The organism is Corynebacterium sp. AOP36-E1-14, from assembly GCF_052377495.1.
Classification (GTDB): domain Bacteria; phylum Actinomycetota; class Actinomycetes; order Mycobacteriales; family Mycobacteriaceae; genus Corynebacterium.
The window spans coordinates 42,161-68,100 of record NZ_JBQSWV010000014.1 but is presented as its reverse complement, the minus strand read 5'-3'; the positions used below and the strand labels follow the sequence as shown (position 1 = coordinate 68,100).

The 25,940-nt window shown below is 69.5% G+C and carries 23 protein-coding genes; 7 read left to right on the top strand and 16 right to left on the bottom strand.

The window, feature by feature from the left end; translation table 11 throughout:
- Positions 1 to 44: 44 nt before the first annotated feature.
- Entirely contained in the window at positions 45 to 1,463 is a 1,419-nt protein-coding gene (cysS, locus tag ACT3TD_RS08290; RefSeq protein ID WP_301442910.1) for a cysteine--tRNA ligase, read from the bottom strand.
- A gap of 28 nt (positions 1,464 to 1,491) precedes the next feature.
- On the opposite strand from cysS, the gene ACT3TD_RS08285 reads away from it, so the two are divergent.
- Positions 1,492 to 2,379 (top strand): fumarylacetoacetate hydrolase family protein, encoded by an 888-nt coding sequence (locus ACT3TD_RS08285; RefSeq protein WP_301442911.1) that lies wholly within the window; start codon positions 1,492 to 1,494, stop codon positions 2,377 to 2,379.
- A gap of 101 nt (positions 2,380 to 2,480) precedes the next feature.
- Complete coding sequence (locus tag ACT3TD_RS08280) at positions 2,481 to 3,029, top strand: neocarzinostatin apoprotein domain-containing protein (RefSeq protein WP_301442912.1); 549 nt, start codon at positions 2,481 to 2,483, stop codon at positions 3,027 to 3,029.
- 20 nt (positions 3,030 to 3,049) lie between these two features.
- On the opposite strand, the gene ACT3TD_RS08275 is transcribed toward ACT3TD_RS08280, so the two are convergent.
- From ACT3TD_RS08275 to ACT3TD_RS08235, 9 genes are all read right to left on the bottom strand, one after another.
- Entirely contained in the window at positions 3,050 to 3,724 is a 675-nt protein-coding gene (locus ACT3TD_RS08275; RefSeq protein WP_301442913.1) for a response regulator, read from the bottom strand.
- The gene (locus ACT3TD_RS08270) at positions 3,721 to 4,986 is read right to left on the bottom strand and encodes a sensor histidine kinase (RefSeq protein WP_301442914.1); all 1,266 of its coding nucleotides are present in this window, start codon (positions 4,984 to 4,986) and stop codon (positions 3,721 to 3,723) included. Before ACT3TD_RS08270 ends, ACT3TD_RS08275 begins: the two co-directional genes overlap by 4 nt.
- Before the next feature lie 36 nt (positions 4,987 to 5,022).
- Positions 5,023 to 5,568, bottom strand: a complete 546-nt coding sequence (locus ACT3TD_RS08265; protein WP_301442915.1) for a Sec-independent protein translocase subunit TatA/TatB — start codon at positions 5,566 to 5,568, stop codon at positions 5,023 to 5,025.
- Position 5,569: 1 nt separating this feature from the next.
- Positions 5,570 to 6,394, bottom strand: coding sequence for a twin-arginine translocase subunit TatC (gene tatC / locus ACT3TD_RS08260; RefSeq protein ID WP_441579314.1), 825 nt, complete (start codon positions 6,392 to 6,394; stop codon positions 5,570 to 5,572).
- Complete coding sequence (locus tag ACT3TD_RS08255; protein ID WP_301444299.1) at positions 6,391 to 6,702, bottom strand: twin-arginine translocase TatA/TatE family subunit; 312 nt, start codon at positions 6,700 to 6,702, stop codon at positions 6,391 to 6,393. The genes tatC and ACT3TD_RS08255 overlap by 4 nt, the downstream gene beginning before the upstream one ends.
- A 54-nt stretch (positions 6,703 to 6,756) precedes the next feature.
- Positions 6,757 to 7,797, bottom strand: coding sequence for an intradiol ring-cleavage dioxygenase (locus ACT3TD_RS08250; RefSeq protein ID WP_441579313.1), 1,041 nt, complete (start codon positions 7,795 to 7,797; stop codon positions 6,757 to 6,759).
- 256 nt (positions 7,798 to 8,053) lie between these two features.
- Positions 8,054 to 8,545: a 2-C-methyl-D-erythritol 2,4-cyclodiphosphate synthase gene (gene ispF, locus ACT3TD_RS08245; protein WP_301444230.1), complete on the bottom strand. Its 492-nt coding sequence runs from the start codon at positions 8,543 to 8,545 to the stop codon at positions 8,054 to 8,056.
- Positions 8,542 to 9,474, bottom strand: coding sequence for an IspD/TarI family cytidylyltransferase (locus tag ACT3TD_RS08240; RefSeq protein ID WP_301444229.1), 933 nt, complete (start codon positions 9,472 to 9,474; stop codon positions 8,542 to 8,544). The genes ispF and ACT3TD_RS08240 overlap by 4 nt, the downstream gene beginning before the upstream one ends.
- A 5-nt stretch (positions 9,475 to 9,479) precedes the next feature.
- Entirely contained in the window at positions 9,480 to 10,070 is a 591-nt protein-coding gene (locus ACT3TD_RS08235; protein ID WP_301444228.1) for a CarD family transcriptional regulator, read from the bottom strand.
- 223 nt (positions 10,071 to 10,293) lie between these two features.
- Between ACT3TD_RS08235 and ACT3TD_RS08230 the strand changes: the two genes are divergently transcribed.
- The gene (locus ACT3TD_RS08230; RefSeq protein WP_441579312.1) at positions 10,294 to 10,893 is read left to right on the top strand and encodes a hypothetical protein; all 600 of its coding nucleotides are present in this window, start codon (positions 10,294 to 10,296) and stop codon (positions 10,891 to 10,893) included.
- A 94-nt stretch (positions 10,894 to 10,987) separates the two neighbouring features.
- Complete coding sequence (radA, locus tag ACT3TD_RS08225; protein ID WP_301442746.1) at positions 10,988 to 12,397, top strand: DNA repair protein RadA; 1,410 nt, start codon at positions 10,988 to 10,990, stop codon at positions 12,395 to 12,397.
- Here the strand turns inward: radA and ACT3TD_RS08220 are convergent.
- Entirely contained in the window at positions 12,384 to 13,118 is a 735-nt protein-coding gene (locus tag ACT3TD_RS08220) for a hypothetical protein (protein ID WP_301442745.1), read from the bottom strand. The two genes, radA and ACT3TD_RS08220, sit on opposite strands and share 14 nt — an antisense overlap.
- A gap of 113 nt (positions 13,119 to 13,231) precedes the next feature.
- A complete protein-coding gene (locus ACT3TD_RS08215; RefSeq protein WP_301442744.1) occupies positions 13,232 to 13,918 on the bottom strand; it encodes a carbonic anhydrase in 687 nt (228 codons plus the stop codon).
- Positions 13,919 to 14,063: 145 nt separating this feature from the next.
- Between ACT3TD_RS08215 and ACT3TD_RS08210 the strand changes: the two genes are divergently transcribed.
- Complete coding sequence (locus tag ACT3TD_RS08210) at positions 14,064 to 14,999, top strand: A/G-specific adenine glycosylase (RefSeq protein WP_301442748.1); 936 nt, start codon at positions 14,064 to 14,066, stop codon at positions 14,997 to 14,999.
- A 36-nt stretch (positions 15,000 to 15,035) separates the two neighbouring features.
- On the opposite strand, the gene ACT3TD_RS08205 is transcribed toward ACT3TD_RS08210, so the two are convergent.
- Positions 15,036 to 17,678 (bottom strand): ATP-dependent Clp protease ATP-binding subunit, encoded by a 2,643-nt coding sequence (locus ACT3TD_RS08205; RefSeq protein WP_301442743.1) that lies wholly within the window; start codon positions 17,676 to 17,678, stop codon positions 15,036 to 15,038.
- 466 nt (positions 17,679 to 18,144) lie between these two features.
- On the opposite strand from ACT3TD_RS08205, the gene ACT3TD_RS08200 reads away from it, so the two are divergent.
- Positions 18,145 to 19,914: an AMP-binding protein gene (locus ACT3TD_RS08200; protein ID WP_301442742.1), complete on the top strand. Its 1,770-nt coding sequence runs from the start codon at positions 18,145 to 18,147 to the stop codon at positions 19,912 to 19,914.
- 294 nt (positions 19,915 to 20,208) lie between these two features.
- Here the strand turns inward: ACT3TD_RS08200 and ACT3TD_RS08195 are convergent, their stop codons facing one another.
- The 3 genes from ACT3TD_RS08195 to lysS all read right to left on the bottom strand — a co-directional run bounded on the left by ACT3TD_RS08195 (position 20,209) and on the right by lysS (position 24,793).
- Positions 20,209 to 21,417 carry an acyl-CoA dehydrogenase family protein gene (locus tag ACT3TD_RS08195; RefSeq protein ID WP_441579147.1) on the bottom strand — a complete coding sequence of 403 codons (1,209 nt, stop codon included), beginning with the start codon at positions 21,415 to 21,417 and terminating at the stop codon, positions 20,209 to 20,211.
- 35 nt (positions 21,418 to 21,452) lie between these two features.
- Positions 21,453 to 22,862, bottom strand: coding sequence for an acyl-CoA dehydrogenase family protein (locus ACT3TD_RS08190; protein WP_441588219.1), 1,410 nt, complete (start codon positions 22,860 to 22,862; stop codon positions 21,453 to 21,455).
- Positions 22,863 to 23,152: 290 nt separating this feature from the next.
- Positions 23,153 to 24,793 carry a lysine--tRNA ligase gene (gene lysS, locus ACT3TD_RS08185; RefSeq protein ID WP_301443913.1) on the bottom strand — a complete coding sequence of 547 codons (1,641 nt, stop codon included), beginning with the start codon at positions 24,791 to 24,793 and terminating at the stop codon, positions 23,153 to 23,155.
- Positions 24,794 to 24,914: 121 nt separating this feature from the next.
- On the opposite strand from lysS, the gene ACT3TD_RS08180 reads away from it, so the two are divergent.
- Positions 24,915 to 25,940 carry an SPFH domain-containing protein gene (locus ACT3TD_RS08180; RefSeq protein WP_301443914.1) on the top strand — a complete coding sequence of 342 codons (1,026 nt, stop codon included), beginning with the start codon at positions 24,915 to 24,917 and terminating at the stop codon, positions 25,938 to 25,940.

Sequence of the window (25,940 nt, the reverse complement as noted above, 5' to 3'; positions counted from 1 at the left end):
GCGAGACAACGGAGCGGACGCCGCGCGGGCCCGTGCCCTGCTTACTACCCCAGCGACCAGGTCGCCCCGTCGGCGGTGTCGGTGACGGCCACGCCGGCGGCCTTCAGCCGGTCGCGCACCTCGTCGGCGGTCGCGTAGTCCTTCTCCGCCTTCGCCGAGGCACGCCGTTCCAGCTCCGCCTTCACCAGGACGTCCAACGCCACCGTCGCCGCGTCCGACGAACCGGCGCCGATCCCCTGGCCACGGCCCTGGGCGGTGGGCCCGGACCACGTCGCCGACAGCGGGTCCACACCCAGCACACCGACCATCGCGCGCACGGCGCCGGCAATCTCGGCGAGCTGTGCACGGTCGCCGGACTCCAGGGCCTTGTTGCCCGCCCGTACCGCGTCGTGGACGACGGCGAGCGCCTGCGGGACGGCCAGGTCGTCGTCCAACGCCTCCTCGAACGCCGGCAGCCAGGTGCCGGTCTCCACCGTGCCGAGGACCTCGACCGCGCGGGTCAGGAACTTCTCGATACGTCGGAAACCGGCGGCGGCCTCCTGCAACGCGGACTCGGAGTACTCCAGCATGGAGCGGTAGTGCGCCGAGCCGAGGTAGTAGCGCAGCTCGATCGGACGCACCAGGGTGAGGATGTTCGGCACCGAGAGCACGTTGCCCAGCGACTTCGACATCTTCTCGCCCGACATCGTCACCCACCCGTTGTGCATCCACAGGTTGGCGAACTCGTCGCCCGCGGCATGCGCCTGGGCGGCCTCGTTCTCGTGGTGCGGGAACTGCAGGTCCATGCCGCCGGCGTGGATGTCGAACCGCGCGCCGAGGTACTTGCGCGACATCGCCGAGCACTCGATGTGCCAGCCGGGGCGCCCGAAGCCCCACGGGGTGTCCCACCCGGGCTCGCCGGGTTTCGCGGCCTTCCACATGGCGAAATCGCGCGGGTCCTCCTTGCCCGGTGCGGCGTCCTCCCCCTGGTCGAGCTCGTCGAGCTTCTGGTGGGACAGGAAGCCGTACCCGGGCACCTGCGCGGTGCGGCAGTACACCGAGCCGTCCTCACTGGCGTAGGCCATCCCGGCGTCGATGATGCGCTGGATGTAGGCGATCATCTCCGGGACATGCCCGGTCGCGCGGGGTTCGACGGACGGGGCGGCCACGCCGAGCAGGTCGTAGGCGCGGGTGAACTCGCGCTCGTGGGTGGCGGCCCACTCCCACCAGGGCCGACCGTTCTCGGCGGACTTGCTGAGGATCTTGTCGTCGATGTCTGTAACATTGCGCACGAACGCAACGTCCAGCCCCTTGGCCTCGAGCCAGTTGCGCAGGACGTCGAATGCCACGCCGGAGCGCACATGACCGATGTGCGGGACGGACTGCACGGTCGCACCACACAGGTACACCGAGGCATGCCCCTCCTGCAGCGGAACGAAGTCGTGGAGTTCACGGGTCGCGGTGTCGAAGAATCGCAGAGTCACAACAGACAGTCTAGACGGGAGAGGCCCCATGAAACTTGCGACGGTCCGGATCGACGGTTCGCGATGCACCATCCAGGTCGACGGGGTCGACGACGCACCGAACGGGGGTGGGGTGACCGGACGCATCGTGGACCGCCGCGGGCTCGGCGCACTGCTCACCGGCAGCGCCACGGGCAGTTCCTCCGGCATCCGCGGCGCGGTGGAGGCCGGACTGCGCCGCGACGGCGACGAGGTCACCGTGCCCTTCGCCGACCTGCTGCCGGTGGTCCCCTCTCCGTCGAAGATCTTCTGCGTGGGCCTGAACTACCGCGAGCACATCGAGGAGATGGGCCACCCCATCCCCGACCACCCGACCCTGTTCGTGAAGTACCCCTCGGCGCTGACCGCACCGTATGCCGAGGTGACCGTGCCGGAAGGCATGACGGAAAAGGCCGACTACGAGGGTGAGCTCGCCGTGGTCATCGGCTCGCGGCTGCCCGGTGCCCAGGGCGGGGCGACCGCGGCGGAGGCCCGCGCCGCGATCGGCGGCTACGCGGTGATGAACGACTTCTCCCAGCGCGACTGGCAGTACCGCACCCAGCAGTGGCTGCAGGGCAAGAACCTGGACCGCTCCTCCGCCTTCGGCCCGTGGCTGACCGTCGCCGACGACTACGACCCGGTGGCCGAGGGCGCGGTGCTGCGCACCTGGGTCAACGGTGACCTGCGCCAGGAACACTCCACCGCCGACCTGGTGTTCCCCCCGGTGGACCTGGTGCGCTACATCTCCAACTTCGCCACGTTGGAGCCCGGCGACGTGATCGTCACGGGCACACCCGAGGGCGTGGGTGCAGGTTCCGGACGGTTCCTGGCCGACGGGGACGTGGTGCGCATCGAGGTCGACGGGCTCGGCGCGGTGGAGTCCACCATCCGGATGTGATCTGGCGCCCGGGGGTCCCCGGACGGGCCCCCTGCGTCCGGACGCTTTGATAGGGTCGGCTCAGTACACTTACGCCGCCCAACACGTTTCGGAGAGCCCCCATGTCCCTTCGCACCACCCGTTCGCTGCGGGGTGCGGCCGCCCTGGCCGCCGCAGCCTCCCTCGCCCTCGGCGTCACGGCCTGCTCCGACGACTCCGACAGCTCTGACAGCTCGAGCAGCTCCGACGCCAGCGCCACAGACAGCGCAGATGAGGCGGAGGATTCAGGCGCCTCGGACGGCCCGCTGACCGTGGACAAGGCCGACGATCTCTCCGACGGCGACACGGTCACCGTCACCCTGGAGGGTCTCGACACCGCCAACAGCTACTACGTGGCCGTCGGCACCACCGACGGTGCCAGCGCCGACCCGGGCACCTACGCGGGCTCCATGGAGGAGTGGGCACGGGTGGTCCCCGAGGGCGAGGAGGGCGGCACCGCCACCTACGACGCCGAAGGCAACGCCGAGTTCGACCTCACGGTCCAGGCCACCAACGAGGACGGCTCCGTGGACTGCACCACGGACTCCTGCTCGCTGAAGCTGATCACCGACCACTCCTCGCAGCCGCCCTTCGAGGACGTCGCCGCGGTCCCGGTGACCTTCGCGAGCTAATCCGCGAACTAAGCCGCGAACTACTCCCCGGGGACCAGCAGCCCACCCTCGTAGGCGAGGATCACCAGCTGGGCCCGGTCGTGGGCGTGGATCTTGGTCATGATCCGGTTCACGTGGGTCTTCGCCGTGTGCGGGGAGATGAAGAACTCCTCGGCGATCTGCTGGTTCGACAACCCCCTGCCCACCAGCTGCAGCACCTCACGCTCGCGCTCGGTCAGCAGCCCCAGGCGTCCGGCGGCCTCCTCGGAGACCGCGGGACGCGGTTCCGGGGACTGGACGTAGCGGGCGATCAGGCTGCGTGTCGCCGTGGGCGACAACAACGCGTCCCCGTCCGCCACCGAGTGCACCGCGCGGATGATCTCGTCGGGTTCGGCACCCTTGCCGATGAAGCCGCTGGCCCCCGCGCGCAGGGCGGCGACCACGTACTCGTCCTCCTCGAAGGTCGTGAGGATCAGCACGCGGCTGTCGGCGTTGCCCGGCTCCGAGCAGATCCGCCCGGTGGCCTCGATGCCGTCGAGGCGGGGCATGCGGATGTCCATCAGCACCACGTCCGGGTGCAGTTCGGCGGTCATGGACACCGCCTCCAGACCGTCGGACGCGGCACCGACCACCTCGGTGTCCGGTGCGCTGGACAGGATGTCGACGACGGCCTGACGGATCAGGACCTGGTCGTCGACGACGAGCACGGTGGTCACGGATGTTCCTCCCGGGGAAGTGGTAGTTCGGCGGTGAGCGTGAATGTCCCGTCCGATTCTACGGCGGTGACCGCCCCGCCCACGGCGGCCACACGCTCGCGCAGCCCGGTGAGGCCCAGGAACCCGTGCGGGGCGTCCGGCTGGTTGCGTCCGTCCTCGGAGACCGGGTTGCTGACCCGCACCGACACCACGCGACGGTCCTGGACGCTCGCGATGCTGGTCGCAAGCTCGGCGGTGTTGCCCGAACCGTGCTTGTGCGCGTTGGTCAGGCCCTCCTGCACCACGCGGTAGACCACCCGTCCGGTGGTGTCGTCGAGTCCGGCCAGGTCGCCGTCGGTGGAGCGGTGCACCGTGAGCCCCGCCCCGGCGATGGAGGCGACCAGGTCGTCCAGGTCCGCCACACCCGGCTGCGGGAGCTGGACGGACCCGCCGCCGGTGTCCCCTGCCCCGGCACCGGCACCGCCGGCGTCCCCGGCGCGCAGGTAGCGCAGGAGCACACCGATGTCGCCGAGCACCTCACGCGCGGCCTCACGGATCGTGCCGAGTGACTCGCGCGCCTTGTCGGGCCGGGTGTCCAGCGAGCTGGACGCCACCCCGGCGTTCAGGCTGATCACCGAGATCCGGTGCGCTACCGTGTCGTGCAGGTCCTGGGCGATGCGCAGCCGCTCCTCGGCCACCCTGCGCCGTGCCTCGGCCTCGCGGGTCTGCTCGGCCCGCTCGGCGCGCTCGGTGGCCGCCCGGGCGTACTCACGCCGGGAGCGCGCACTGTCCCCCAGCGCGGTGGCGATGGCGATGCCCGCGGCGATCTGGAAGACCTGCGGGTCCAGGGTCAGCCGGTCGTTGGTGAACAGGCTCAGCACGGCCACCAGGATCGCGCCCGTCGCCCCGCAGCCCAGAGCCACCGGACGCGGGACGCTGGTGGCCGCGGCGAAGGCGGCGACGATCGCGGCGATGCCGGGGCCCAGTGCGGGCACCCCGAGCAGGACGGTTCCCACGTACACCGCCAGGCAGACGGCGAGCACCGGCAGCGGCCACCGTCGACGCAGCGGCATCAATGCCGCCGCCAGCACCGCGGCCCCGGTGACGACGAGGTCGAGGCGGTGGTCGGGCATCCCCCCGCCCGGCCCGGCGGGTCCGGGGCCCGGGCCGGGTACGGCGACGGAGGCGAGGATCAGTGCGATGACCGCCAGATCCCCGACCCACACCGGGATCCATGCCGGACGCTCGGTGGGGGTCGGGGGGTGGGGTTCTGCCTGGGTCATGAGGCCATTGTGCAGTATCGGGGCGATCCGCGACGCTCAGGGTGCGGCCGGCGCAGGGGCCGCCGCTGCGGCCGGAGCGTCCTGCGCATCGTCCTGCACGTCCTGCGCATCGTCCTGCACGTCGGTGACGGGCGGGACCGGTTCGACGATCCGGCGGCGGATCGGGTGTCCGGAGGATCCGCCGACCACGACCCAGCGCTCCCGGTACTCCTGCACCGGCTCCTGTTGCTGCGCCGGTTCCGGTTCGGGTTCGCGGCCCGTCTCCGGGGAGGACGCTACTGCGTCCGGGGCGGCGTCCGGTGCTGTGGCAGGACCCGCGGTGCCGTCACCGTTCAGGGCGTCGCGCACGATCCTGCGCGGATCGTAGGCTCGGAACTGGGTGTTCCACGTCTTGGGGTCCATCGCGGCGACGGGGACGCCCAGCTCCTCCTCCGCGCGGCGTCTCGTCGAGTCGGTGAAGCTGCGGAAGTTCCTGATGAAGGTGGCGAGTTTCTCCGCGTAGAGCGGCAGCCGCTGCGGGCCGATGATGATCGCGGCCACGACGCCGATCACGATGATCTTCTCGATGGTGAGACCGAACATGTCAGGACACTCCTTCCAGGGTGCTTGTCCGGGTGCTTGCCTGCTGGTCGTCCTGCTCTGCGAGATCCGCCCAGTCGGGAGCGTCGGTACGGTGCCGTCGGTCGTGGATCCAGGCGATGGCCAGCGAGATCCCGAACAGCACCGCCATCGGGACGGCGATCAGGAACATCGACAGCAGGTCGGCCGCCGGGGTGACCAGGGCGCTGAAGACCACGATGCTGATGGTGATCCCCCGCCAGCTGCGGGCGATGGTGCGGGCCGACAGCACGCCCATGAAGTTGAGGACCACGATGAAGGCGGGGAACGTGAACGCCACACCGGCGGCCAGGACGAGTTTGAGAACGAAGTCGAAGTAGTAGGACGCCTGCAGCAGGGTGCTGTCGTCGGCGGAGGCGAAGCTGGCGAGCAGTTCGACGATGCGGGGGAACACCGCCACACCGGCGGCGCACCCGGCGACGAACAGGGGGATCACCGCGCCGAGGAAACCGAAGGCGTAGCGCTTCTCCCGGCGGGTCAGCGCGGGGGCCACGTAGGCCAGGATCTGGTAGAGCCAGACCGGACTCGACAGGGCGATACCGCCGAACAGGGCGATGCGGAGTTTCAGGTCGAAGGCGCCGGTGATGCTGTCGTAGTTGATGGCTGCGGCGCGGGTCTGCGCGATGTCGACCACCGGCGCGCGCAGCACCTCCAGCACCTGGTCGGAGAGCAGGTAGGCGATGACGGCCGCGACCACGAGGGCCGCCGCGACGCGGGTGAGCCTCCTGCGTCCTTCGAGCAGGTGGCCGGACAGCGGCATGCCGGCCGGTCCTGCGGTCGCGGACGTCATGACGTGAGCTTCCTCTCTGCACCGTTCAGGCCGTTCACGCCGTCCAGGTCGTCGACGGTGTTCACGGTGTGGATCGTGGGTGCCTGCGCGGTGGGCGCTGCGGCGACGTCCTCGGTGGCTGCTGCGGCAGGTACCGCGGGCGCGGTAGCGGTTGCCGCCGCGGGCGCAGGGTCAGACGCCTCGGTCTTCAGGATCCGGACGGACTGGCCGAGGCTCTTGGCCAGGGCGGGGAGCTTCGCTGCCCCGAAGAGCAGCAGGACGACGGCCAGGATGACCAGGGCGTGCATTCCGGTGAGGTTCTGTAGCATGACGTACTCCTTAGGTGGGTTCTAGCGGCGTGTTCTGGGGTGTGTTCTGGGGCGTCAGGACGCGGTCGCGTCGGACGCGGCGTCGGGGGCACCGTCCGGCATCTCGCCGTCCGGCATGCCGCCGCTGGGCGGCTCGCCGCCCTCGCCGCCGGGGCCACCCTCGCCGCCACCACCGCCGGGTGCGTCGCCGCCGGTCGGTTCGGTGGTGGTGTCCACGCGCACGGTGAGCGAGGAGATGTAGCCGGAGTCCACGTCGCCGGAGATCGTCGCCATCTGCAGGGCGGCGCTGTCCTCCCCGAAGACGTTGTCGGAGTCCAGGGTGATCTGCGAGAGGTTGCTCGACGAGCCGTCGTAGGTGTCCAGCTCGTAGACGTCGGTGAGGACGTCCTCCGGGAAGGCCATCTGGGAGGTGGCGATCGCGTTGGCGGAGTCGTCGATGGAGTCGACGTCCGGGTAGACCTCGAAGTGGATGTGGGTCCAGCGGCCGGTGTAGCAGCCGGGCATCACGGAGGTGAAGGTGACCGTGCCGTCGGCGTCGGCGACCTGCACGCCGCGCAGCCACGTCTCGTCCTCGACGCCCTCGGAGTACATCGAGTACTGCCCCTGGGCGTCGCAGTGCCAGGCGTAGACGGCGACGTCGGCGAACGGTGCGTCGTCGTTGTCCATGTCGGTGATGGTGAAGGTGAACTCCAACGGGACGCCGTCCACGGGGTCGTCGGCACCGATGCTGGAGCGGATGTCGCTGCGCACGATGCCGGACTCCTGCAGGACGTCCGGTCCGTTGGACCCGTCGGCCGGGTAGGGCCCGGCGGTCTCGTCGGGGATCTCTGCGTCCGGCAGGTCGGCGGTGTCGACACTGCCCGCGGTGGTGGTGACCCCGCTGGAGGACGAACCGGAGCCGTCCGAGCAGGCGGCCAGTGCGACGGCACCGGCGCCGGCGACGCCGGCCCCGATGAACACCCGACGGCTCATCAGGGTGCGCAGGTCGAATCCGACGCCCTGGTCGACGACCTCCTCGTCGGGGCGGTCGAGCAGGCGGCCCTCGTAGGCGGGGCCGTCGGGGGTGGAGGTGGGTTCGGGAACTCGGGTGGCCATGATGGTCTCCTTTCCCGGGGTGCTTCCCGGGGACTGGGAACAGTTGCGGTGTCGCGGTGTTCACGGCGGTCCTGCTCCCCGGGGTCATCCGGGGCGTCTGCCGTTCAACAACGTGCTCCCAAGTCTCGTCGACGCAGGCCGGTGCCGAATCCCTCCTACGCAGTCACTCGCGTACCCCATCGGCGGTATCCCCGCCTACCGTCAGCGGATGCGCGCCGGCCCCCGCGGTCGGCACTTCCCCCGGTCAGAAGACCGTTCAGACCCCCACGGCCGCCGCGTCCTGCCACACCACGGCGGTCGCCACGGCCGCGACGCCCTCGCCACGACCGGTGAACCCCAGGTGGTCGGTGGTGGTGGCGGACACGCTCACCGGCGCACCGAGGAGGTCGGAGAGCACCCGCTGCGCCTCGAGCCGGCGCGGACCCATCTTCGGGCGGTTGCCGATCATCTGCACCGCGGCGTTGCCGATCGTGAACCCGTGGGACGCCAGCAACTCCCGGCACTCGGTGAGAAGACGGGCACCGGTGACCCCGGCGTACTCCTGGCGTCCCACACCCACGAAGGAGCCGAGGTCGCCGAGGCCGGACGCCGACAGCAGGGCGTCGACGACGGCGTGGGCGACCACGTCGCCGTCGGAGTGCCCCTCGCACCCGTCGGCCCCCTCGAACAGCAGGCCCGCCATCCAGCACGGCTTGCCGGCCTCCACCTGGTGGGCGTCGGTGGCCACACCGACACGCGGGACGATCACGCCACTCCCCCGTTGCCCACAGCGCGGTGGGCGCGTTCCAGGTCCTCCGGCAGGGTGATCTTGAAGGCGCGCTCATCCCCGGCCACGGCGGCGACGGTCTCACCGGCCATCTCCATCAGCGAGGAGTCGTCGGTCACCGCCGCCGGCGCGAGGTCGGACGGCGGGTTGCCCGTCGGGTGCGCCGAGTCCAGCTCCTCCCGCGCCTGCTGCATGCGGTTGGCCGCGATCAGCCGGTCGAGGGCGAAGACCTGGGGGGTCTGTGCGGCGCGCAGCACGCGGCGCTCCGGGGTGGAGCGGATGACCTCCGCACCGTCCACGGCCCCACCGGAGACGGTCTCCACCACCTTGACCGTGTCGGTCACGGGCAGGACGGGGACCACGCCGGCCCAGGTGCCGTCCTCCACGCCCTCGGCGGCGACGGCGACGGTGGCGCGGATCATGTCCGGCGGGGTCAGGCACCGGGCGGCATCGTGAACGGCGACGAGGAACCCTGTAGGAACCTCACCGAGCTCGGCACAGGCGGAGCCGCCGTCGAGCCCTGCATCCTGACCCGCATCGCCTACCAGGGCGTGGACGGACTCGAGTCCGGCGCGCACGGAGTCGGCGCGGTCGGCTCCCCCGAGGACCACGGAGACATCCATCGGTCCCCACAGCCCGGACTGGGCGGCCACCAGGTCGCGGGTGTGTTCGAGCATGTCGCTGGACACCGTCACCACGGTGTGGCCCACGGCCTGTGAGGCGGCCAGCCCGTCCAGGCAACGCTCCAGGATCGTGCGCCCGTCGACCTCGACGAACGCCTTGGGCAGCACCTCCCCCAACCGGTTGCCGCTGCCGGCGGCAGCAACCACGGCGAAGACCCGCTCGACGCTGCCGACACCGTCGACACCGTCACCGCTGCGTCCCCCGGGGGCTCCCGCTGCTCCCGCCACCGGCGTCAGTCCTCGTCTTCGCCGAGCTCATCGTCGAGGTCGACGGACTGCGGTGCCTCGTCCTCCCCGACGCCTGCGGCACGGCGGGCCGCGGACTCCTCACGGTGGCGCACGATGGTCTCCTCCATCCGGCGCACCGTGTCGTCCGCCTTCTTGTCGTCGACGCCCTCGGCGAGGGCGAGCTCTCCGACGAGCACCAGGCGGGCCTTGGCCAGCATGCGCTTCTCGCCGGCGGACAGGCCACGGTCCTGGTCGCGACGCCACAGGTCGCGCACGACCTCGGCCACCCGGTTCACGTCGCCGGAGGCCAGACGCTCCTGGTTGGCCTTGTAGCGGCGGGACCAGTTGCCCGCCTCCTCGACGTCCGTCTCACGCAGGACGGAGAAGACCTTCAGCAGCCCCTCCTCGCCCACCACGTCGCGCACACCGACGGTCTCGGCGTTCGCCGCGGGCACCCGGACGAGCAGGTCCCCCTGGTTCACCCGGAGCACGAGGTAGTCGACCGGCTCCCCCTTGAAAACGCGCTGCTCAATTCCCTCGATCACTGCGGCACCGTGGTGGGGGTAAACGACGACGTCCCCGATGTTGAACTCCATGACGAGCCAGTTTAGCACCCTGCTGCTCAACCCCGCCCGTCACGGGCACCCCGCCCTGCACCCCACCCTGCACGCCACCCCTAGGTGAATCCTCCGACTATGTGTCCAGCCCCCACACAGGTTAATGTGGACTCGACGAGACCCGTCACCGTGACACGTGCCGGGACATATCATCTGCAGTTGACGGCCCCCCGAAACGGGCCTCAGATGGAGGAGAACAACAGTGAAGAACCGGAAGCCCGCCGCGCGTCGGCTGCTCGCCGTCACCGCCGGTTGCGCGGCCCTGGCCCTGACCGCCTGTGGCGCGGGCCAGATCTCCCAGACCGCGAACCAGGTGGCCGCCGTCAACGGCACGGACGGTGACCTCGGGGACGCCGCCGTGCGGGACGTCACCCTGATCACCCAGGAGGACAACTCCGTCGCACTGAAGTTCAACCTCGCCAACCAGGGCGTCGAGGGCAACGACATCACCCTGGAGCGCGTCTCCGTGCAGGACGCCACCCTGGACATCGGCGGCAACGTCACCGTCTCCCCCGACTGCTCCGTGGTGGCCGACTCCGAGGCCGCGATCTCGGACATGAACCCGGAGGACGCCGACGCCGGCTGCGTCGAGTACCTGGAGACCACGGTCGAGGGCGAGAACTTCTACACCGGCGCCGCCCGCGTCGTGACCTTCGAGTTCAGCAACGGCGACCTCGAGATCAACGCCCCCATCACCGCCTGGTACGCCGAGGCCGGCCACACCAACCGCCACCAGGACGGCGTGACCCGCGAGGGCACCGACACCATCGACGGCGACCACGAGGGCGCCGACATCGGCTAGTTTCCGGCTAGTTCGCCGCAAGCCGAACGCGTCTTCCCCTGCCACGGGGGAAGGCGCGTTTTTCATGTCCGTGCCCGGTACTAGTGTGTGGAGCATGGCCACGAAGACCGCACCGAAAAAGTCCCGCAGCACCTACGCCTGCACGTCCTGCGGCCACCAGGTGTCGAAGTGGGTGGGCCGGTGCCCCTCCTGCCAGGAGTGGGGGACGATGGACGCCGTGTTCCCCGCCGGCGGCGGTGCCGGTGGCACCGGCGGGGCACGCGCCACGGGGCTGACCCCGACCTCCCCTGCGAAGGCGGTCACCGACATCGACCCGACGATCGCCAACCACCGTCCCAGCGGCATCGGCGAACTCGACCGGGTGCTCGGTGGTGGCGTGGTCCCCGGCAGCGCGGTCCTGCTCGCCGGCGAACCCGGGGTGGGCAAGTCCACGCTGCTGCTGGAGGTCGCCAACCGCTGGGCGCGCCAGGACCGCAGCGTCCTCTACATCACCGCCGAGGAGTCCGTGGGGCAGGTACGCCACCGCGCCGAACGCACCGGCGCGCTCTCGGACTCGCTGTTCCTCGCCGCCGAGCACGACCTGGAGACCGCACTGGGCCAGATCGACGCCGTGCAGCCGGAACTGGTCATCGTCGACTCCCTGCAGACCCTCAACGCCTCGGGCGTGGAGGGTGTCGCCGGCGGCGTGGCCCAGACCCGCGCGGTCGCCGCCACGCTGACCACCCTGGCGAAGTCCACCGGTGTCCCCGTCCTGCTGGTCGGCCACGTCACCAAGGACGGCAACGTCGCCGGGCCCCGCACCGTGGAGCACCTTGTGGACGCGGTGCTGAATTTCGAGGGCGACCGCCACAGTTCCCTGCGCTTCCTGCGCGGCCAGAAGAACCGTTTCGGCGCCACCGACGAGGTCGGCTGCTTCGAGCAGACCGCCGAGGGCATCCGCGAGGTCGCCGACCCGTCCGGACTGTTCCTGCACCACCGGGACGACCCTGTCGCCGGGACGGCGGTGACCGTGCTGATGGACGGCCGCCGCCCCATGCTCGGCGAGATCCAGACCCTCGCCCTGGAGACCCAGATGCACACCCCGCGTAGGGTCGTCACCGGTATCGACGCCAGCCGCGTGGCCGTGGTGCTGGCCGTACTCGCCAAACGGGCCGGGGTGGACCTGATGGGTCACGAGGTCTACGCCGCCACCGTCGGCGGGATGAAGATCAACGAACCAGGTGCCGACCTCGCCCTCGCCCTGGCGATGGCCTCCACCGCTTCCGGAACGGCACTGCCCACCGGGCTCGTCGCCGTGGGTGAGGTCGGGCTCGGCGGCGAGGTGCGGCGCGTCCCCGACCTGCGTCAGCGCCTGGCCGAGGCCCGGCGGCTGGGGTTCACCACCGCCGTCGTCCCGGACTCCACCCGCGGGTCGGACCGTGCCACGCCACCGAAGGGGCTGAAGATCATCGCCGTCGGCACCGTCCAGGAGGCCGTGGCGAAGATCGGGGTCATGCGAGGTTGAAGGTCTCCGACTCCGAGGTCTTCTCCCCGATGTGGCCGTAGAGCATGTAGGCACCGTTGCCGACGGCCTCGCGGTTCTCGCAGGAGTCCGGTGAGGAGCTGGTGCGCGACCAGGCGGTCATCTCGTAGGTGCGGGACTGACCCGGGTCCAGGCGCAGCCGGCCGGTCGAGGTGGGCGCGTTGCAGTCGGTGTCGCCCCACACCCGCGTGTAACCGGAGTCCATGGTGAAGACCTCGAACCTCAGCTCGTTGTCCCCCAGGTCGATGTCGCAGTCGCCCTTGGTGGGGTTGTTGACCTCCAGGAAGAAGTTCGGCTGCTGACCGTCCCGGAACGTCGGTGCACCGGGGCGCACCGTGAGCTGCAGGTCGTCGAGTTCACAGGTGTCCTTGTTGGCCACCTCGTCGGGGACGCCCGCGGCCGAACTCTCCGTCGGCTCGGCGGACGCCGACGGGTCAGCGGACGCCGAGGAGGACGGTTCCGCCGACTCGGAGGAGCTCGCGGGCTCAGACTCCGAGGGCTCCGACGTGGCCTCCGACGCCGCGGAGCTCTGCGAGGACTGCGAGGTCTGGGCGACCTGGTCCTGCCCCTCGTCACCGCCGGTCAGCGAACTGACCACCCACCACAGCAACGCCACGACCAGCACAAGCACCACGACCGCGCCGACGCGACGGCGCTGGTAGATTTCCGGGGGCAGAGGTCGGGGGTCGTTGTGCTGGGTCACAGGCCCAGTGTAACCAGCGGCGACGATGCCACGGTGTCATGACACCCCGCTAGCCTCGGTGAAGTACATCCCGTGAAGTACGTCCCCTGGAATACATCCCCTGCCGGAACGACTCAGGGAACCTCGGTGGGGTCCACACCCTCGACCTCGAGGCCGTAGGTGGCGACGGGCTCCGCCAGGCCGTCCGACAGGCGGTAGCGCATGCCGACCACGCCGCAGTTTCCCTCGCGCAGACGCTGCAGGATCCCCGGGGAGCGGTCCACGATGTGGTTCGCGATCTCGACCACGTGGTGCTTCTCGAAGTCCTCGCCGGTGTCCGCACCCTGCGAACGTGCCGCCAGCAGCGAGGGGGTGACCTTCTCCACCAGGACCCGCTGGAAACCGGGGGGCATGCTGCCGGTCGCCAGTGCGGTCTGGGCGGCGGCGACCGCACCACAGCTCTCGTGGCCGAGCACCACGACCAACGGCACACCGAGCGAGACGACCGCGAACTCCAGCGACGCCAGCACCGACAGGTCGGTGATCTCGCCGGCGGTACGGATCACGAAGATGTCGCCGAGCCCCTGGTCGAACACGATCTCCACCGGCACGCGCGAGTCCGAGCAGGCCAGCACCACCGCGTTGGGACGCTGACCGCCGGTGAGCAGTTCACGCCGGCCGCGGTCCTGGTTCGGGTGCGCGGAGGATTCGTCCATGAAGCGACGGTTTCCGGCCATCAGCATCTCGACGGCCTCCTGCGGGGTCAGGGGGCCGGAGGGGTCGCTGGTGTGGTGGGCCGGAGCCGAGTCATCATTTGTCATGCGAACCATTGTGCCACCGCCTTTTGCCGGATGCCCCGCCGGTGCGGCACAGTTGGATCCCGTGGGCACGGCACAGACGCACGACACGACGAAGAAGGCAGGAACGGCGCAGGCCGCAGAGGCCGAGCAGTCCAGCCTCGGATCCGTGCTGAACGGATGGTTCCACGAGAACGCCCGCGACCTGCCGTGGCGACACCCCGGGACCACACCGTGGGCCGTCCTGCTCAGCGAGATCATGTCGCAGCAAACCCCGGTCGCCCGCGTGGCCCCGCTGTGGGAGGCGTGGCTGGAGCGCTGGCCCACCCCGGCGGACCTGGCCGAGGCCCCGACCGACGAGATCCTGCGCGCCTGGGCGAACCTGGGCTACCCGCGACGGGCACTGCGCCTGCGCGAATGCGCCCGGGCCATCGTCGACGACCACGACGGGGAGGTGCCGGGCACCGTCGCCGAACTGCTGGCCCTGCCGGGCATCGGCGAGTACACCGCCCGCGCCGTCGCCGCCTTCGCCTTCGGACGCGCCGTCCCCGTCGTCGACACGAACGTGCGGCGGGTGCACCGGCGCCTGGCGCGCGGGGAGTTCCTGCAGGGCCCGGCGAAGGCCGGTGACCTCGCCGACGTCGCCGACCTGATGCCCTGGGTCGACGAGGATCCGGGGCTGCGCCGACGCGGCTACGGCAACCCCCACCACTCCCCGGAGCTGCACCAGGAGGCGCTGGGCATGTGCTCCTCGCTCATGGAACTCGGGGCGACGGTGTGCACCGCCCGCTCCCCGCAGTGCGACCGCTGCCCCGTCGCGGCCCGCTGCCGCTGGATCGCGTTGGGACGCCCCGCCCCCAGCAGCGCCGACACCGCCGCGGCGAAGAAACGCGTCCAGAAGTTCGAGGGCACCGACCGGCAGGTCCGCGGACGCATCATGGCGATCCTGCGCGCCGAGGGCGCCGAGGAGGTGCCCGCCGGCGACTTCGACGCCACGAGCGAGGACGCCGGTCAGCGTGCCCGCGCCCTGGCGTCCCTCGTCGTCGACGGTCTCGTGACACAGACCGGCGCCGGGGCCGACGCCCGCTACCGGTTACCCCGGTAGACGGACGCCGCACCCCGGCGCCGGTTCTGTCTGCTGTTACTCGCGGTGTTCGCCGGCGGAGACGTCCTGCGTCTCGGGCAGCGAGTCCTCGTCGGACGCGGCGTCGATGACGTCGTCCTGCGCCTCCTCGGCCGGTTCCGCGGCGATCTCGGGCAGCGGCTTCGGACGGGAACCGAAGACGAACTTCGCGCCCTCGCCCTTGCCGGTGCCGTCCCAGTTCTCCACGTCCACGGTCACGATCTCGCCGGCACCGATCTCGCCGAAGAGGATCTTCTCCGACAGGTGGTCCTCGATCTCGCGCTGGATCGTCCTGCGCAGCGGACGGGCACCGAGCACCGGGTCGAAACCACGCACGGCCAGCAGGCTCTTGGCCTCCTCGGAGATCTCCAGACCCATGTCCTTCTCCGACAGGGCGTTGCGCACCCGGCCGGTGAGCAGGTCGACCATCTGCACGATCTGCTCGCGGGTGAGCTGGTGGAAGACCACGATGTCGTCGATACGGTTGAGGAACTCCGGGCGGAAGTGCTTCTTCAGCTCGTCGTTGACCTTCGACTTCATCCGGTCGTACTGGGCGTCCTCGTCGGTCTCACCGGAGCCGGTGAAGCCCATGCCCACGGCCTTGGAGATGTCCCTGGTGCCCAGGTTCGAGGTGAAGATCAGCACGGTGTTCTTGAAGTCGACCATGCGACCCTGGCCGTCGGTGAGACGACCGTCCTCGAGGACCTGCAGCAGGGTGTTGTAGATCTCCGAGTGCGCCTTCTCGATCTCGTCGAACAGGACCACGGAGAACGGCTTGCGGCGGACCTTCTCGGTCAGCTGGCCGCCCTCGTCGTAGCCGACGTATCCGGGAGGTGCACCGAACAGGCGCGAGGCGGTGAACTTGTCGTGGAACTCGCCCATGTCGATCTGGATCAGCGAGTCGTCGTCGCCGAAGAGGAACTCCGCCAGCGCCTTCGACAGCTCGGTCTTACCCACGCCGGACGGGCCAGCGAAGATGAACGAACCGCTGGGACGCTTCGGGTCCTTCAGACCCGCACGGGTACGGCGGATCGCCCGGGAGACGGCCTTGACCGCGTCGTCCTGCCCGATGATGCGCTTGTGCAGCTCGTCCTCCATGTGGAGCAGCCGGGTGGACTCCTCCTCGGTGAGCCGCACCACGGGGATGCCCGTCCAGGTGCCCAGCACCTCGGCGATCTGCTCCTCGCCGACCTCCGCGACGTCGTCGAGTTCACCGGCGCGCCACTGCTTCTCCTTCTCGGCGCGCTCGTCGGTGAGCTTGCGCTCGTCGTCGCGCAGGGACGCGGCCTTCTCGAAGTCCTGGTCGTCGATCGCGGCTTCCTTGGCGCGACGGACCTCGGCGATCTTGTCGTCGACGTCCTGGATCGCCTTCGGCGCGGTCATGCGCTTGATGCGCATGCGGGCGCCGGCCTCGTCGATGAGGTCGACGGCCTTGTCCGGCAGGAAACGGTCGTTGATGTAGCGGTCCGACAGCCGGGCCGCGGCAGCCAGGGCACCGTCGGTGATGGACACACGGTGGTGCGCCTCGTAGCGGTCGCGCAGACCCTTGAGGATCTCGATGGTCATCTCGGCGCTCGGCTCGGGCACCTGCACCGGCTGGAAACGACGCTCCAGGGCGGCGTCCTTCTCGATGTGCTTGCGGTACTCGTCCAGTGTGGTGGCACCGATGGTCTGCAGCTCACCACGGGCCAGCTTCGGCTTGAGGATGCTGGCCGCGTCGATCGCGCCCTCGGCGGCACCCGCACCCACCAGGGTGTGGATCTCGTCGATGAACAGGATGATGTCGCCGCGCTGGTTGATCTCCTTGAGCACCTTCTTCAGGCGCTCCTCGAAGTCACCGCGGTAGCGGGAGCCGGCGACCAGGGAACCCAGGTCCAGCGAGTAGAGCTGCTTGTCCTTCAGGGTCTCCGGCACCTTGCCGTTGACGATGTCCAGGGCAAGGCCCTCGACCACGGCGGTCTTACCCACACCGGGCTCGCCGATGAGGACCGGGTTGTTCTTGGTGCGGCGCGAGAGCACCTGCATGATGCGCTCGACCTCCTTCTCCCGTCCCACGACCGGATCCAGCTTGCCGTCCTTGGCAGCCTGGGTCAGGTTGCGGCCGAACTGGTCGAGGACCAGGGAGTTGGACTTCTGGCCGGGCTTGCCGCCGGCGCCGGAGTCCGACGGCTGGCCGACGCCCGCCGTGGCGGGCTCGTCCGGAGCCGCCTCCGGCTCGGTGCCCTCGTAGCCTGAAAGCAGCTGGATGACCTGCTGACGGACGCGGGACAGGTCGGCGCCGAGCTTGACCAGCACCTGTGCGGCCACGCCCTCACCCTCGCGGATGAGGCCGAGCAGGATGTGCTCGGTGCCGATGTACTTGTGCCCCAGCTGCAGAGCCTCGCGCAGGGCGAGCTCCAGGACCTTCTTGGCCCGCGGGGTGAAGGGGATGTAGCCGCTCGGCGGGTGGCCGCCGGTGCCGATGATGTCCTCGACCTCGGTACGCACGGCCTCCAGGGAGATACCCATGGACTCCAGTGCCTTGGCGGCGACTCCCTCCCCCTCGTGGATCAGCCCGAGCAGGATGTGCTCGGTGCCGATGTAGTTGTGGTTGAGCGCGCGGGCTTCTTCCTGCGCCAGGACGACGACTCGTCGCGCACGGTCGGTGAACCTCTCGAACATTTGCTCTCCCTCACTTCAAGGTCCGGATGTGGGCACCACCTTAGTGATTCGGCGTTCCCACGTTCAGTCACTCTGTACAACGACCGGCCGTCTCAGCTTGTTCCATGGCCCGACCCTCCCCTCTGACCCCACTAATCTGCATGTCAGAGGGTGTTTTGACGGCCATTTCCCGATGTGTACGCCGACAGCGAACAGGGCCCGCGCAGGACGCTCCGGGCGCCCGTCGGCCCCACCGCCGTCCCTGCGTGACGGCCGCACCGGCGCCGGGAAAAGCCCCGTCACATCCGGCCGACCCCGATTCCCCACCCCTGACCTGCGGCGCAGTGGTTAATCACGCTATGCAAAGGCGGCTGCGACGAACTTCCCGAAACGCCGGACGCACCGCCCATTGTTATGTACTCTTAACCATAATAATGAGACGGAAAACCCATCGTCGCTGTTCGCACGAGCACCCCGAAGGAGCACCATGAGCGGATCCCAGCCCGCAGTTACCCTCGACCAGTTGCCCATCCTCGCCAAGGGGACGGTGCCGTTGTTCAAGGCAGGAGTCCTCGGTGCCATGTCCCCGGTGGCCATGGGCAAGGCACTGAAGTACATCTACCAGTGGGAGTTCCTGCCCGCCGGCATCCTCGCCCTCGGTGCCGCCCGCGACCCGTACCACACCGCCATCATCGACGACGCCGGCTCGATCACCTACTCCGAGCTCCACGAGCAGACGAACCTGCTGGCCAAGGCCCTCTACCGCACCGGTGTGCGTGAGCGTGACCGCGTGGGCGTGCTGTCGCGCAACCACCGCGGCTTCATCATGGCGCTGTGCGCCCACGGCCGCCTGGGCACCGACATCGTGCTGCTCAACACCGGCGCGTCCGCCAAGCAGACCCGCGCCGTCGTCAAGGAGCAGAAGCTCGACCTCCTGTTCATCGACGAAGAGTTCATCCCGCTGCTGCCCAAGGGCTTCGACCAGTGCCCCGTGATCGTGAACTGGGAGGAGAACCACACCACCGCCGCCCTCGCGCCGGAGGACGACGAGGACGACGCCGTCGAGTACGCCAGCAACGTCGCCGAGGCGACCGCGTCCGAGGACCACGCCACCCGCAACCCGGACTGGCCCACGCTGACCGAGGTCCTGCGCAGCACGCCGCACGAGCAGAAGATCCCCACCCGGCCCCGTCGTGGACGCACCATCATCCTCACGTCGGGCACGACCGGTACCCCGAAGGGTGCCCGTCGTCCCGAGCCGCGCACCTATCTGCCTGCATCGTCGATCATGTCGCGCATCCCGCTGAAGCACCACCGCGGCTACTACGTGGCCGCACCGATGTTCCACACCTGGGGTTTCGCCCAGATCCAGCTGGGCCTGGCGCTGCGCAGCACGCTGATCCTGCAGCGTAAGTTCTCGCCGCGTGGTGCCGTGAAGCTGATCGAGGCGAACCGTCCGTACGCCATCGCCATCGTGCCGACCATGCTGCGCCGCCTGCTCACCGCCGTGCCGGAGAAGTTCAACCCCGGAACGCAGGTCATCACCGCCTGCGGCGAGGCCCTGCCGCCGGCCGTGATCGAGGAGACGACCGAGAAGTTCGGCAAGGTCCTCTACAACCTCTACGGTTCCACCGAGGTCAGCTGGGCGTCCATCGCCCGGCCCGAGGAGCTCGCCGAGCACCCGACGACCGCCGGTAAGCCGCCGCTGGCCACCGTCCTCAAGATCTTCGGCGACGACGGCAAGGAGCTCCCCGAGGGCGAGATCGGCCGCATCTTCGTGGGCAACGACATGCTCTTCGAGGGCTACACCCGGCCCGGCGTGGACAAGGAGACCATCCAGGGTCTCGTCGCCACCGGCGATCTCGGCTACTACCAGGACGGGCTGCTCTACATCGCCGGGCGCAGCGACGACATGATCGTCTCCGGTGGCGAGAACGTGTACCCGCAGGAGACCGAGGACGTGCTCTACGGCCTCCCCGAGGTCGAGGAGGTGCACGTCCACGGCATCGCCGACGACGAGTTCGGCCAGTCGCTCTGCGCCTACGTGGTGCTGAAGGCCGGTCACGACGAGGACGGCTTCAAGGACAAGGCCAAGGCCGAGGTCAAGGAGCACCTGGCCCGCCACAACGTCCCGCGCAACTACGTGTTCCTAGACCGCCTCCCCCGCAACGCCGTGGGCAAGGTTGTCCCCCGGGAACTGCCGGAGGTCGACGCCGCCACCGGCGAGATCGGCGAGCCGAAGGGCTCCGACGCCTGACCCGGTCCCGACGACGGCCCTGACGACTGCCCCGGAGGAGAGCTTCTCTCCCCCGGGGCCGTCTCTTTTGTGTGCGGCGCCGTTGCCGTACCTGCACCCGCTCCCGCACCACCCCGCGACCGGTCCAGCAACCCCAGGGGTTGGTCCGACCAGCCTCCCGGGTTGCTGTGACTCACCGTGGATCCGAAGAGAACGCCCTGTGCGGGATGCCTGCGGGGTGCACGAGGGTCCCGGACATGCCGAAAGCGGCCCCCGGTCGATGTGACCGGGAGCCGCTTCTAGGGCTGTGAACTGCTACTTCAGCTGTGCGGAGGACAGCTCCAGCTCACGACGGGCGACGACCAGCTGCTGGATCTGCTGGGTGCCCTCGAAGATGTCGAGGATCTTCGAGTCGCGGGACCACTTCTCGAGCAGGGAACGCTCGGAGTAGCCGTAGGTGCCGGCGAGCTCCACGGCGCGCAGGGTCAGGTCGGTGGCCATGCGGCCGGCCTTCGCCTTGCACTCGGAGGCTTCCTTGTTGTTCGGCTGCTTGTTGTCGGCCATCCAGGCGGCGCGCAGCGTCATCAGGTAGGCGGCCTCCCAGTCGGACTCCAGGCGGATGTACTCGGCGACGGCGGCGGGCTGGTTCCAGCTCGGCGCGTCGTAGTCGATCTCCAGGCCGGCCTTCGTCAGGATCTTGCGCAGCTTCTCCAGGGAGGCGCGGGCGACACCGACGGCCATGCCGGCCACCAGCGGGCGGGTGTTGTCGAAGGTCGCCATGACCCCGCCGAAGCCCTTCTTCGTGTCGACCTCGGGGGTACCCAGCAGGTTCTCCTTCGGGACGCGCACGTTGTCCAGGATGAAGTGGGCCGTGTCCGAGGCACGGATACCCAGCTTGTGCTCCAGGCGGGCGAGCTCGAAGCCCGGGGTGTCGCGCGGGACGACGAAGGACTTGATGGCGGCGCGGCCGGCGGACTTGTCCACCGAGGCCCACACGACGACGTGGGTGCAACGGTCACCGGCGGTGACGAAGATCTTCTCGCCGTTGAGGACGTACTCGTCGCCGTCCAGCTTCGCGGTGGTGGCGACGGCGGCGGAGTCCGAACCGAACTGCGGCTCGGTGATGGCCATCGAGGCCCAGACCTTGCCGAAGCGCTCGAGCTGCTCGTCGGTGGCGACGGCGGCGATCGCGGAGTTACCGAGGCCCTGGTAGGGGATCGACAGGGTCAGTCCGACATCGCCCCAGCAGGTCTCGATGACGTTGACCAGGGAGGACATGTTGCCGCCGTTGCGGACGGAACCGTCGTCCTTCTTCTTGTCGCCACGGCCGCCGGACGCACCGGCGAGGTTGCCGCCACCGTCGGTCATGCCCTCGACGAGGGATGCCATGGTGTCGAGCTCGATGGGACGCTCGTGCTCGGCGAGGTCGTACTTGCGGGCGATGGGGCGGAAGATCTCCGCTGCGGCCTGGTGGGCCTGGTTGATGGTCCCGCGCAGCTTCTTCGGGAGTTCCAGGTTGATCATTTCAGTGCTCCTTCGATGTTGTTACTGACGGGGACTTACAGGACCACGACGCCCTCGGCGACGCCGACGGCTCGCAGGTCGCGGTACCACTTCTCCACCGGGTGCTCCTTGGTGTAGCCGTGGCCGCCGAGCAGCTGGACGCCGTCGAGACCGATCTGCATACCGCGGTCCGCGGCGAAGCGACGGGCGAGGCCGGCCTCACGGTTGTAGGACAGACCCTGGTCGATGCGGGAGACGCCGCGCAGCAGGATCATGCGCAGGCCGTCGCGCTCGATGCGGATGTTGGCGACCATGAAGGCGACGGACTGACGGTGCGCGATGGGCTCACCGAAGGCCTGGCGCTCCTTGACGTAGGGCTTGACGTACTCGAGCACGGCCTCGGAGGTGCCGGCGGCGAGGGCGGCCCAGCCCAGGCGGGCACGGCGGATGATCTCGGCGTAGTTGTCGGTGCGGGTCTCGGAGTCGAGCTCGGCACCACCGAGGAGGTTGGAGGCGGGGACCTTGACGTCCTTGAGCAGGACGCGGCCCAGGCCGGCGGCACGGATACCCATGGACGGGTCGGCCTCGACGACGACGCCCTCGGTGGAGGACTCGACGATGGCGAAGGTGTTGACCCCGTCCAGGTCCACGGCGACGACGAAGAGCTCGGCGGAACCGGCGCTGGGCACCATGGTCTTCACACCGTTGATGACGATGTCGTCGCCCTCACGCTTCGCGGTGGTCTGCAGCACGAAGGGGTCGAACAGGGCGCGGGACTCGTTGACGATCACGGCGGCCTGCGGGACGGACTCGCCGGCGAACTCCGGCAGGTAGGTCTTCTGCTGGGCGTCGTCACCGTAGTTGGTGATCGTGGTCGCCACACCGGCGGGCGCCAGGATGGCGACGGCCTGGCCCATGTCACCGAAGGCGAGGGCCTCGGCGACGAGGGCGGAGGTGGTGGAGGCGGACTCGGAGGCCAGGCCCTCGAACTCCTCCGGCAGGCTGACCAGGGAGATCCCCAGCTCAGCGGCGGTGTCGAGGACTTCCTTGGAGGTCTCGGCGGCCTCGTCGGCGTCGTGGGCACCGGGGCGCAGCTGCTCCTCGGCGAACTCGCGCACGGCGGAGGTCAGCATCTCCTGGTCCTCGGAGGGGGTCAGGTCGAAGAGGACCTTCGCCGGCTTCTTGGGCTCGGTGGTGCCGTCACCCTCGCTGCCCTGGCTCTCCAGGCGCACCGGCTTGCCGGAGCCCTTGGACTTCTTGAACTGGCGGTTGATGGCACCGAGGGTGCGCATGCCGCCCTTGGTGGACTCGTAGGCCACACGGTCGACCTTCTCGCTCAGGCCGTACTTGGTGGCCAGGTCGGAGCCGGTGAAACGGGTCAGCACACGCATGGCGGTACCGATGGCGTCCCGCTTGATGGTGTTGAGGCCCGGTGTGGAGTCGTTCCGCTTGCTTCGGTCACTCATGGTGAGGCAGCTACCTTTCGCTGTACTCGGGTATCACCCGGTGTCGACGGGAGAACACACAGTCATGGATTGGGTCGGACAGATAATGATTACATCATAACGACGAATCATGATCCCCGTCACAAAAAGGCTCGAATACCGCCTGCCCCACAGATACTTTCCTTGACTGACCCATCACAGCAGGTGAGGCACCCCACCCCGCACCCCCGGGACCACCCCCGTAGCGTCCCCTACAGGCCAGACAAGGCCCTCCGGGACGCCACCGGCCGGCGTTTCCGCCGGCACTGCGCCTAGCTGTCGCGCTCCGGCTTCACCATCGGGAACAGCACCGTCTCACGGATCCCCAGCCCGGTGAGCGCCATCAGCAGACGGTCGATGCCCATGCCGTTTCCCGAGGTCGGGGGCATGCCCTGCTCCATCGCGGCGAGGAAGTCCTCGTCGAGCACCATGGCCTCGTCGTCACCACCGGCGGCCAGGCGAGCCTGGTCCTCGAAGCGCTCACGCTGCACGACCGGGTCCACCAGCTCGGAGTAGCCGGTGGCCAGCTCGAAGCCGCGCACGTAGAGGTCCCACTTCTCGGTGACGCCCCGCTTCGTGCGGTGCTGACGGGTCAACGGGGAGGTCTCGACCGGGAAGTCGCGGACGAAGACCGGCCCGTAGAGCTGGTCCTCGCACAGGTGCTCCCAGATCTCCTCGACGAGCTTGCCGTGGCCCCAACCACCCTTCGCCGGGACGGGCAGCCCGACTACGGCGGCCAAGGCCTTGAGATCCTCCACGGAACTGTCCACGGTGACCTCGTCGACCACGTCCTGGTCGGGGAACTTCTCGGCGAGCGCCTCGTTGAGCGAGGGGTACATCTCCATGGTGCGCCACTGCCCGCCGAGGTCGTACTCGGTGCCGTCGACCAGGGTCACGGTGGTGGTGCCGAAGACCTCCTCGGCGATCTCCTGGATGACCTCACGGATCAGCGTGGCACCGGTGTCGTAGGTGCCGTAGGCCTGGTAGGTCTCCAGCATGGCGAACTCCGGGGAGTGCGAGGAGTCCACACCCTCGTTGCGGAAGTTGCGGTTGACCTCGAAGACCTTGTCGATGCCGCCGACCACGCAGCGCTTGAGGTAGAGCTCCGGGGCGATGCGCAGGTAGAGGTCGATGTCGAGGGCGTTGGAGTGGGTCTCGAAGGGACGCGCCGCGGCACCGCCGTGCAGGGTCTGCAGCATCGGGGTCTCGACCTCGAGGAAGTCGCGGCGCTCGAGTGCGTGACGCAGCGCGCGCATCACCTTGATGCGCGTCACCGCGTTCGTCCGGGCCTGCTCACGCATGATCAGGTCGGTGTAGCGGTGGCGGATGCGGGTGTCCTCGCTGAGCTCCTTGTGCGCGACCGGCAGCGGGCGCAGCGACTTCGACGCCATCGACCAGCCGTCCGCCATCACGGAGAGCTCGCCGCGCTTCGAGGCCACGACACGACCGTGGATGAAGACGATGTCGCCGAGGTCCACGGTGGCCTTCCAGGACGCCAGGGCGTCCTCCCCCACCTCGGCCAGCGACAACATGGCCTGCAGCTGCGTACCGTCGCCGTCCTGGATGCGCGCGAAGGCGAGCTTGCCGGTGTTGCGCACGAAGATCACGCGTCCGGCGATGCCGACCTCCACGTCGGTCTCCTCGCCGGCGGCGAGGTAGGTGACGCCCTCGGCGCGCGCCGCGTCCGGTGCGTCCTCCCCGTCCTTCGGCAGAACCGCGTAGGACGCCACGACGTCCTTCAGCGCGTGCGTGCGTGCGACCTCCACCGGGTAGGGGTCGACGCCCTCGGCGATGAGGCGGTCGCGCTTGTCGCGACGAACCTTGACCTGCTCGGGAAGGTCGTTGTCCCCGCCGTCGACGGCGGGGGCGGCGTTCTGGGGTGCGTTCTGGGAGGAGTTCTTCGCGTCAGTCACGGTGACCAAGCCTACTGCATGGCCGGAGGCGCACCGAGCGTCCTCCCGGTGACATCAAAGTGATATCACTTTAGCGTAGACTGGCGACCGTCCCGGAGACACCGGGAGAAGAGAGGACAGCATGCCGCCCGAGAACCCCGCCCCAGCACACTCCCCAGCACCCGACGCCGTCGCCGGAACCCCCGTCGGCCACGAGGGCACCAACGTCAGCATCAGCGAACACCGCGCATGGTCCGGCTCCACGGGCCTGGCCGTCGCCGCACTGCTCGGCGGCATCGTCCTGTTCCTCGCACCGATCGCCCTGATCGTCTGGGCCGCCGTCGGCCTGGAGTCCGGGAGCCTGGGAGGCGGCCTCGGCGGCACGCTCATCGGCCTCGCCGTCGTCCTCATCCTGCTCTCCGTGGTCGTGCTGACCATGCTGCGTGTCATCAACCCCGGTCACACGCAGGTCGTGCAGTTCTTCGGACGCTACCTCGGCACCAACCGCACCACCGGCCTCACCCTCGTGCCGCCGCTGGCGACCACGCGCAAGGTCAGCGTGCGCGTCCGCAACTTCGAGACCAACGAGATCAAGGTCAACGACCTCAACGGCAACCCGGTGAAGATCGGAGCCATCGTCGTCTGGCAGGTCTCCGACACCGCCAAGGCCACCTTCTCCGTGGAGGACGTCGAGGAGTTCATCCACTCCCAGTCCGAGTCCGCGCTGCGCCACGTCGCCACCACCCACCCCTACGACTCCGTGCCCGGACGCACCAACGCCGACGGCACCCCCGGCGACGCCGCCACCAGCCTCGCCGGCTCCACCGACGTGGTCTCCCAGGAGCTCGCCGACGAGGTCGCCGCCCGCGTGGCGGTCGCCGGACTGGAGATCGTTGAGGCCAGGATCTCCGCGCTGTCCTACGCCCCGGAGATCGCCGGTGCCATGCTGCAGCGCCAGCAGGCCCAGGCCGTGGTGGACGCCCGCGAGCAGATCGTGGACGGTGCGGTGTCGATGGTCCAGACCGCCCTGGACCAGCTGGAGGACCGCGACATCGTGGACCTCGACCCTGAGCGCCGCGCCTCGATGGTCTCCAACCTGCTCGTGGTGCTGTGCTCCGACTCCTCCACCCAGCCGGTGATCAACACCGGCGGCCTCCATGGCGCGTAG

Bases quoted from the DNA above. Each gene is read 5' to 3' on its own strand.
- radA (WP_301442746.1), top strand. From the start codon at position 10,988: ATGGCCACGAAGACCGCACCGAAAAAGTCCCGCAGCACCTACGCCTGC.
- ACT3TD_RS08200 (WP_301442742.1), top strand. From the start codon at position 18,145: ATGAGCGGATCCCAGCCCGCAGTTACCCTCGACCAGTTGCCCATCCTC.
- ACT3TD_RS08235 (WP_301444228.1), bottom strand. From the start codon at position 10,070: ATGGAGTTCAACATCGGGGACGTCGTCGTTTACCCCCACCACGGTGCC.
- ACT3TD_RS08180 (WP_301443914.1), top strand. From the start codon at position 24,915: ATGCCGCCCGAGAACCCCGCCCCAGCACACTCCCCAGCACCCGACGCC.
- ACT3TD_RS08280 (WP_301442912.1), top strand. From the start codon at position 2,481: ATGTCCCTTCGCACCACCCGTTCGCTGCGGGGTGCGGCCGCCCTGGCC.
- ACT3TD_RS08205 (WP_301442743.1), bottom strand. From the start codon at position 17,678: ATGTTCGAGAGGTTCACCGACCGTGCGCGACGAGTCGTCGTCCTGGCG.
- ACT3TD_RS08255 (WP_301444299.1), bottom strand. From the start codon at position 6,702: ATGCTACAGAACCTCACCGGAATGCACGCCCTGGTCATCCTGGCCGTC.
- ACT3TD_RS08285 (WP_301442911.1), top strand. From the start codon at position 1,492: ATGAAACTTGCGACGGTCCGGATCGACGGTTCGCGATGCACCATCCAG.
- tatC (WP_441579314.1), bottom strand. From the start codon at position 6,394: ATGACGTCCGCGACCGCAGGACCGGCCGGCATGCCGCTGTCCGGCCAC.
- ACT3TD_RS08215 (WP_301442744.1), bottom strand. From the start codon at position 13,918: ATGACAAATGATGACTCGGCTCCGGCCCACCACACCAGCGACCCCTCC.
- ACT3TD_RS08195 (WP_441579147.1), bottom strand. From the start codon at position 21,417: ATGATCAACCTGGAACTCCCGAAGAAGCTGCGCGGGACCATCAACCAG.
- ACT3TD_RS08190 (WP_441588219.1), bottom strand. From the start codon at position 22,862: ATGAGTGACCGAAGCAAGCGGAACGACTCCACACCGGGCCTCAACACC.
- ACT3TD_RS08265 (WP_301442915.1), bottom strand. From the start codon at position 5,568: ATGTTCGGTCTCACCATCGAGAAGATCATCGTGATCGGCGTCGTGGCC.
- ACT3TD_RS08250 (WP_441579313.1), bottom strand. From the start codon at position 7,797: ATGGCCACCCGAGTTCCCGAACCCACCTCCACCCCCGACGGCCCCGCC.
- ACT3TD_RS08270 (WP_301442914.1), bottom strand. From the start codon at position 4,986: ATGACCCAGGCAGAACCCCACCCCCCGACCCCCACCGAGCGTCCGGCA.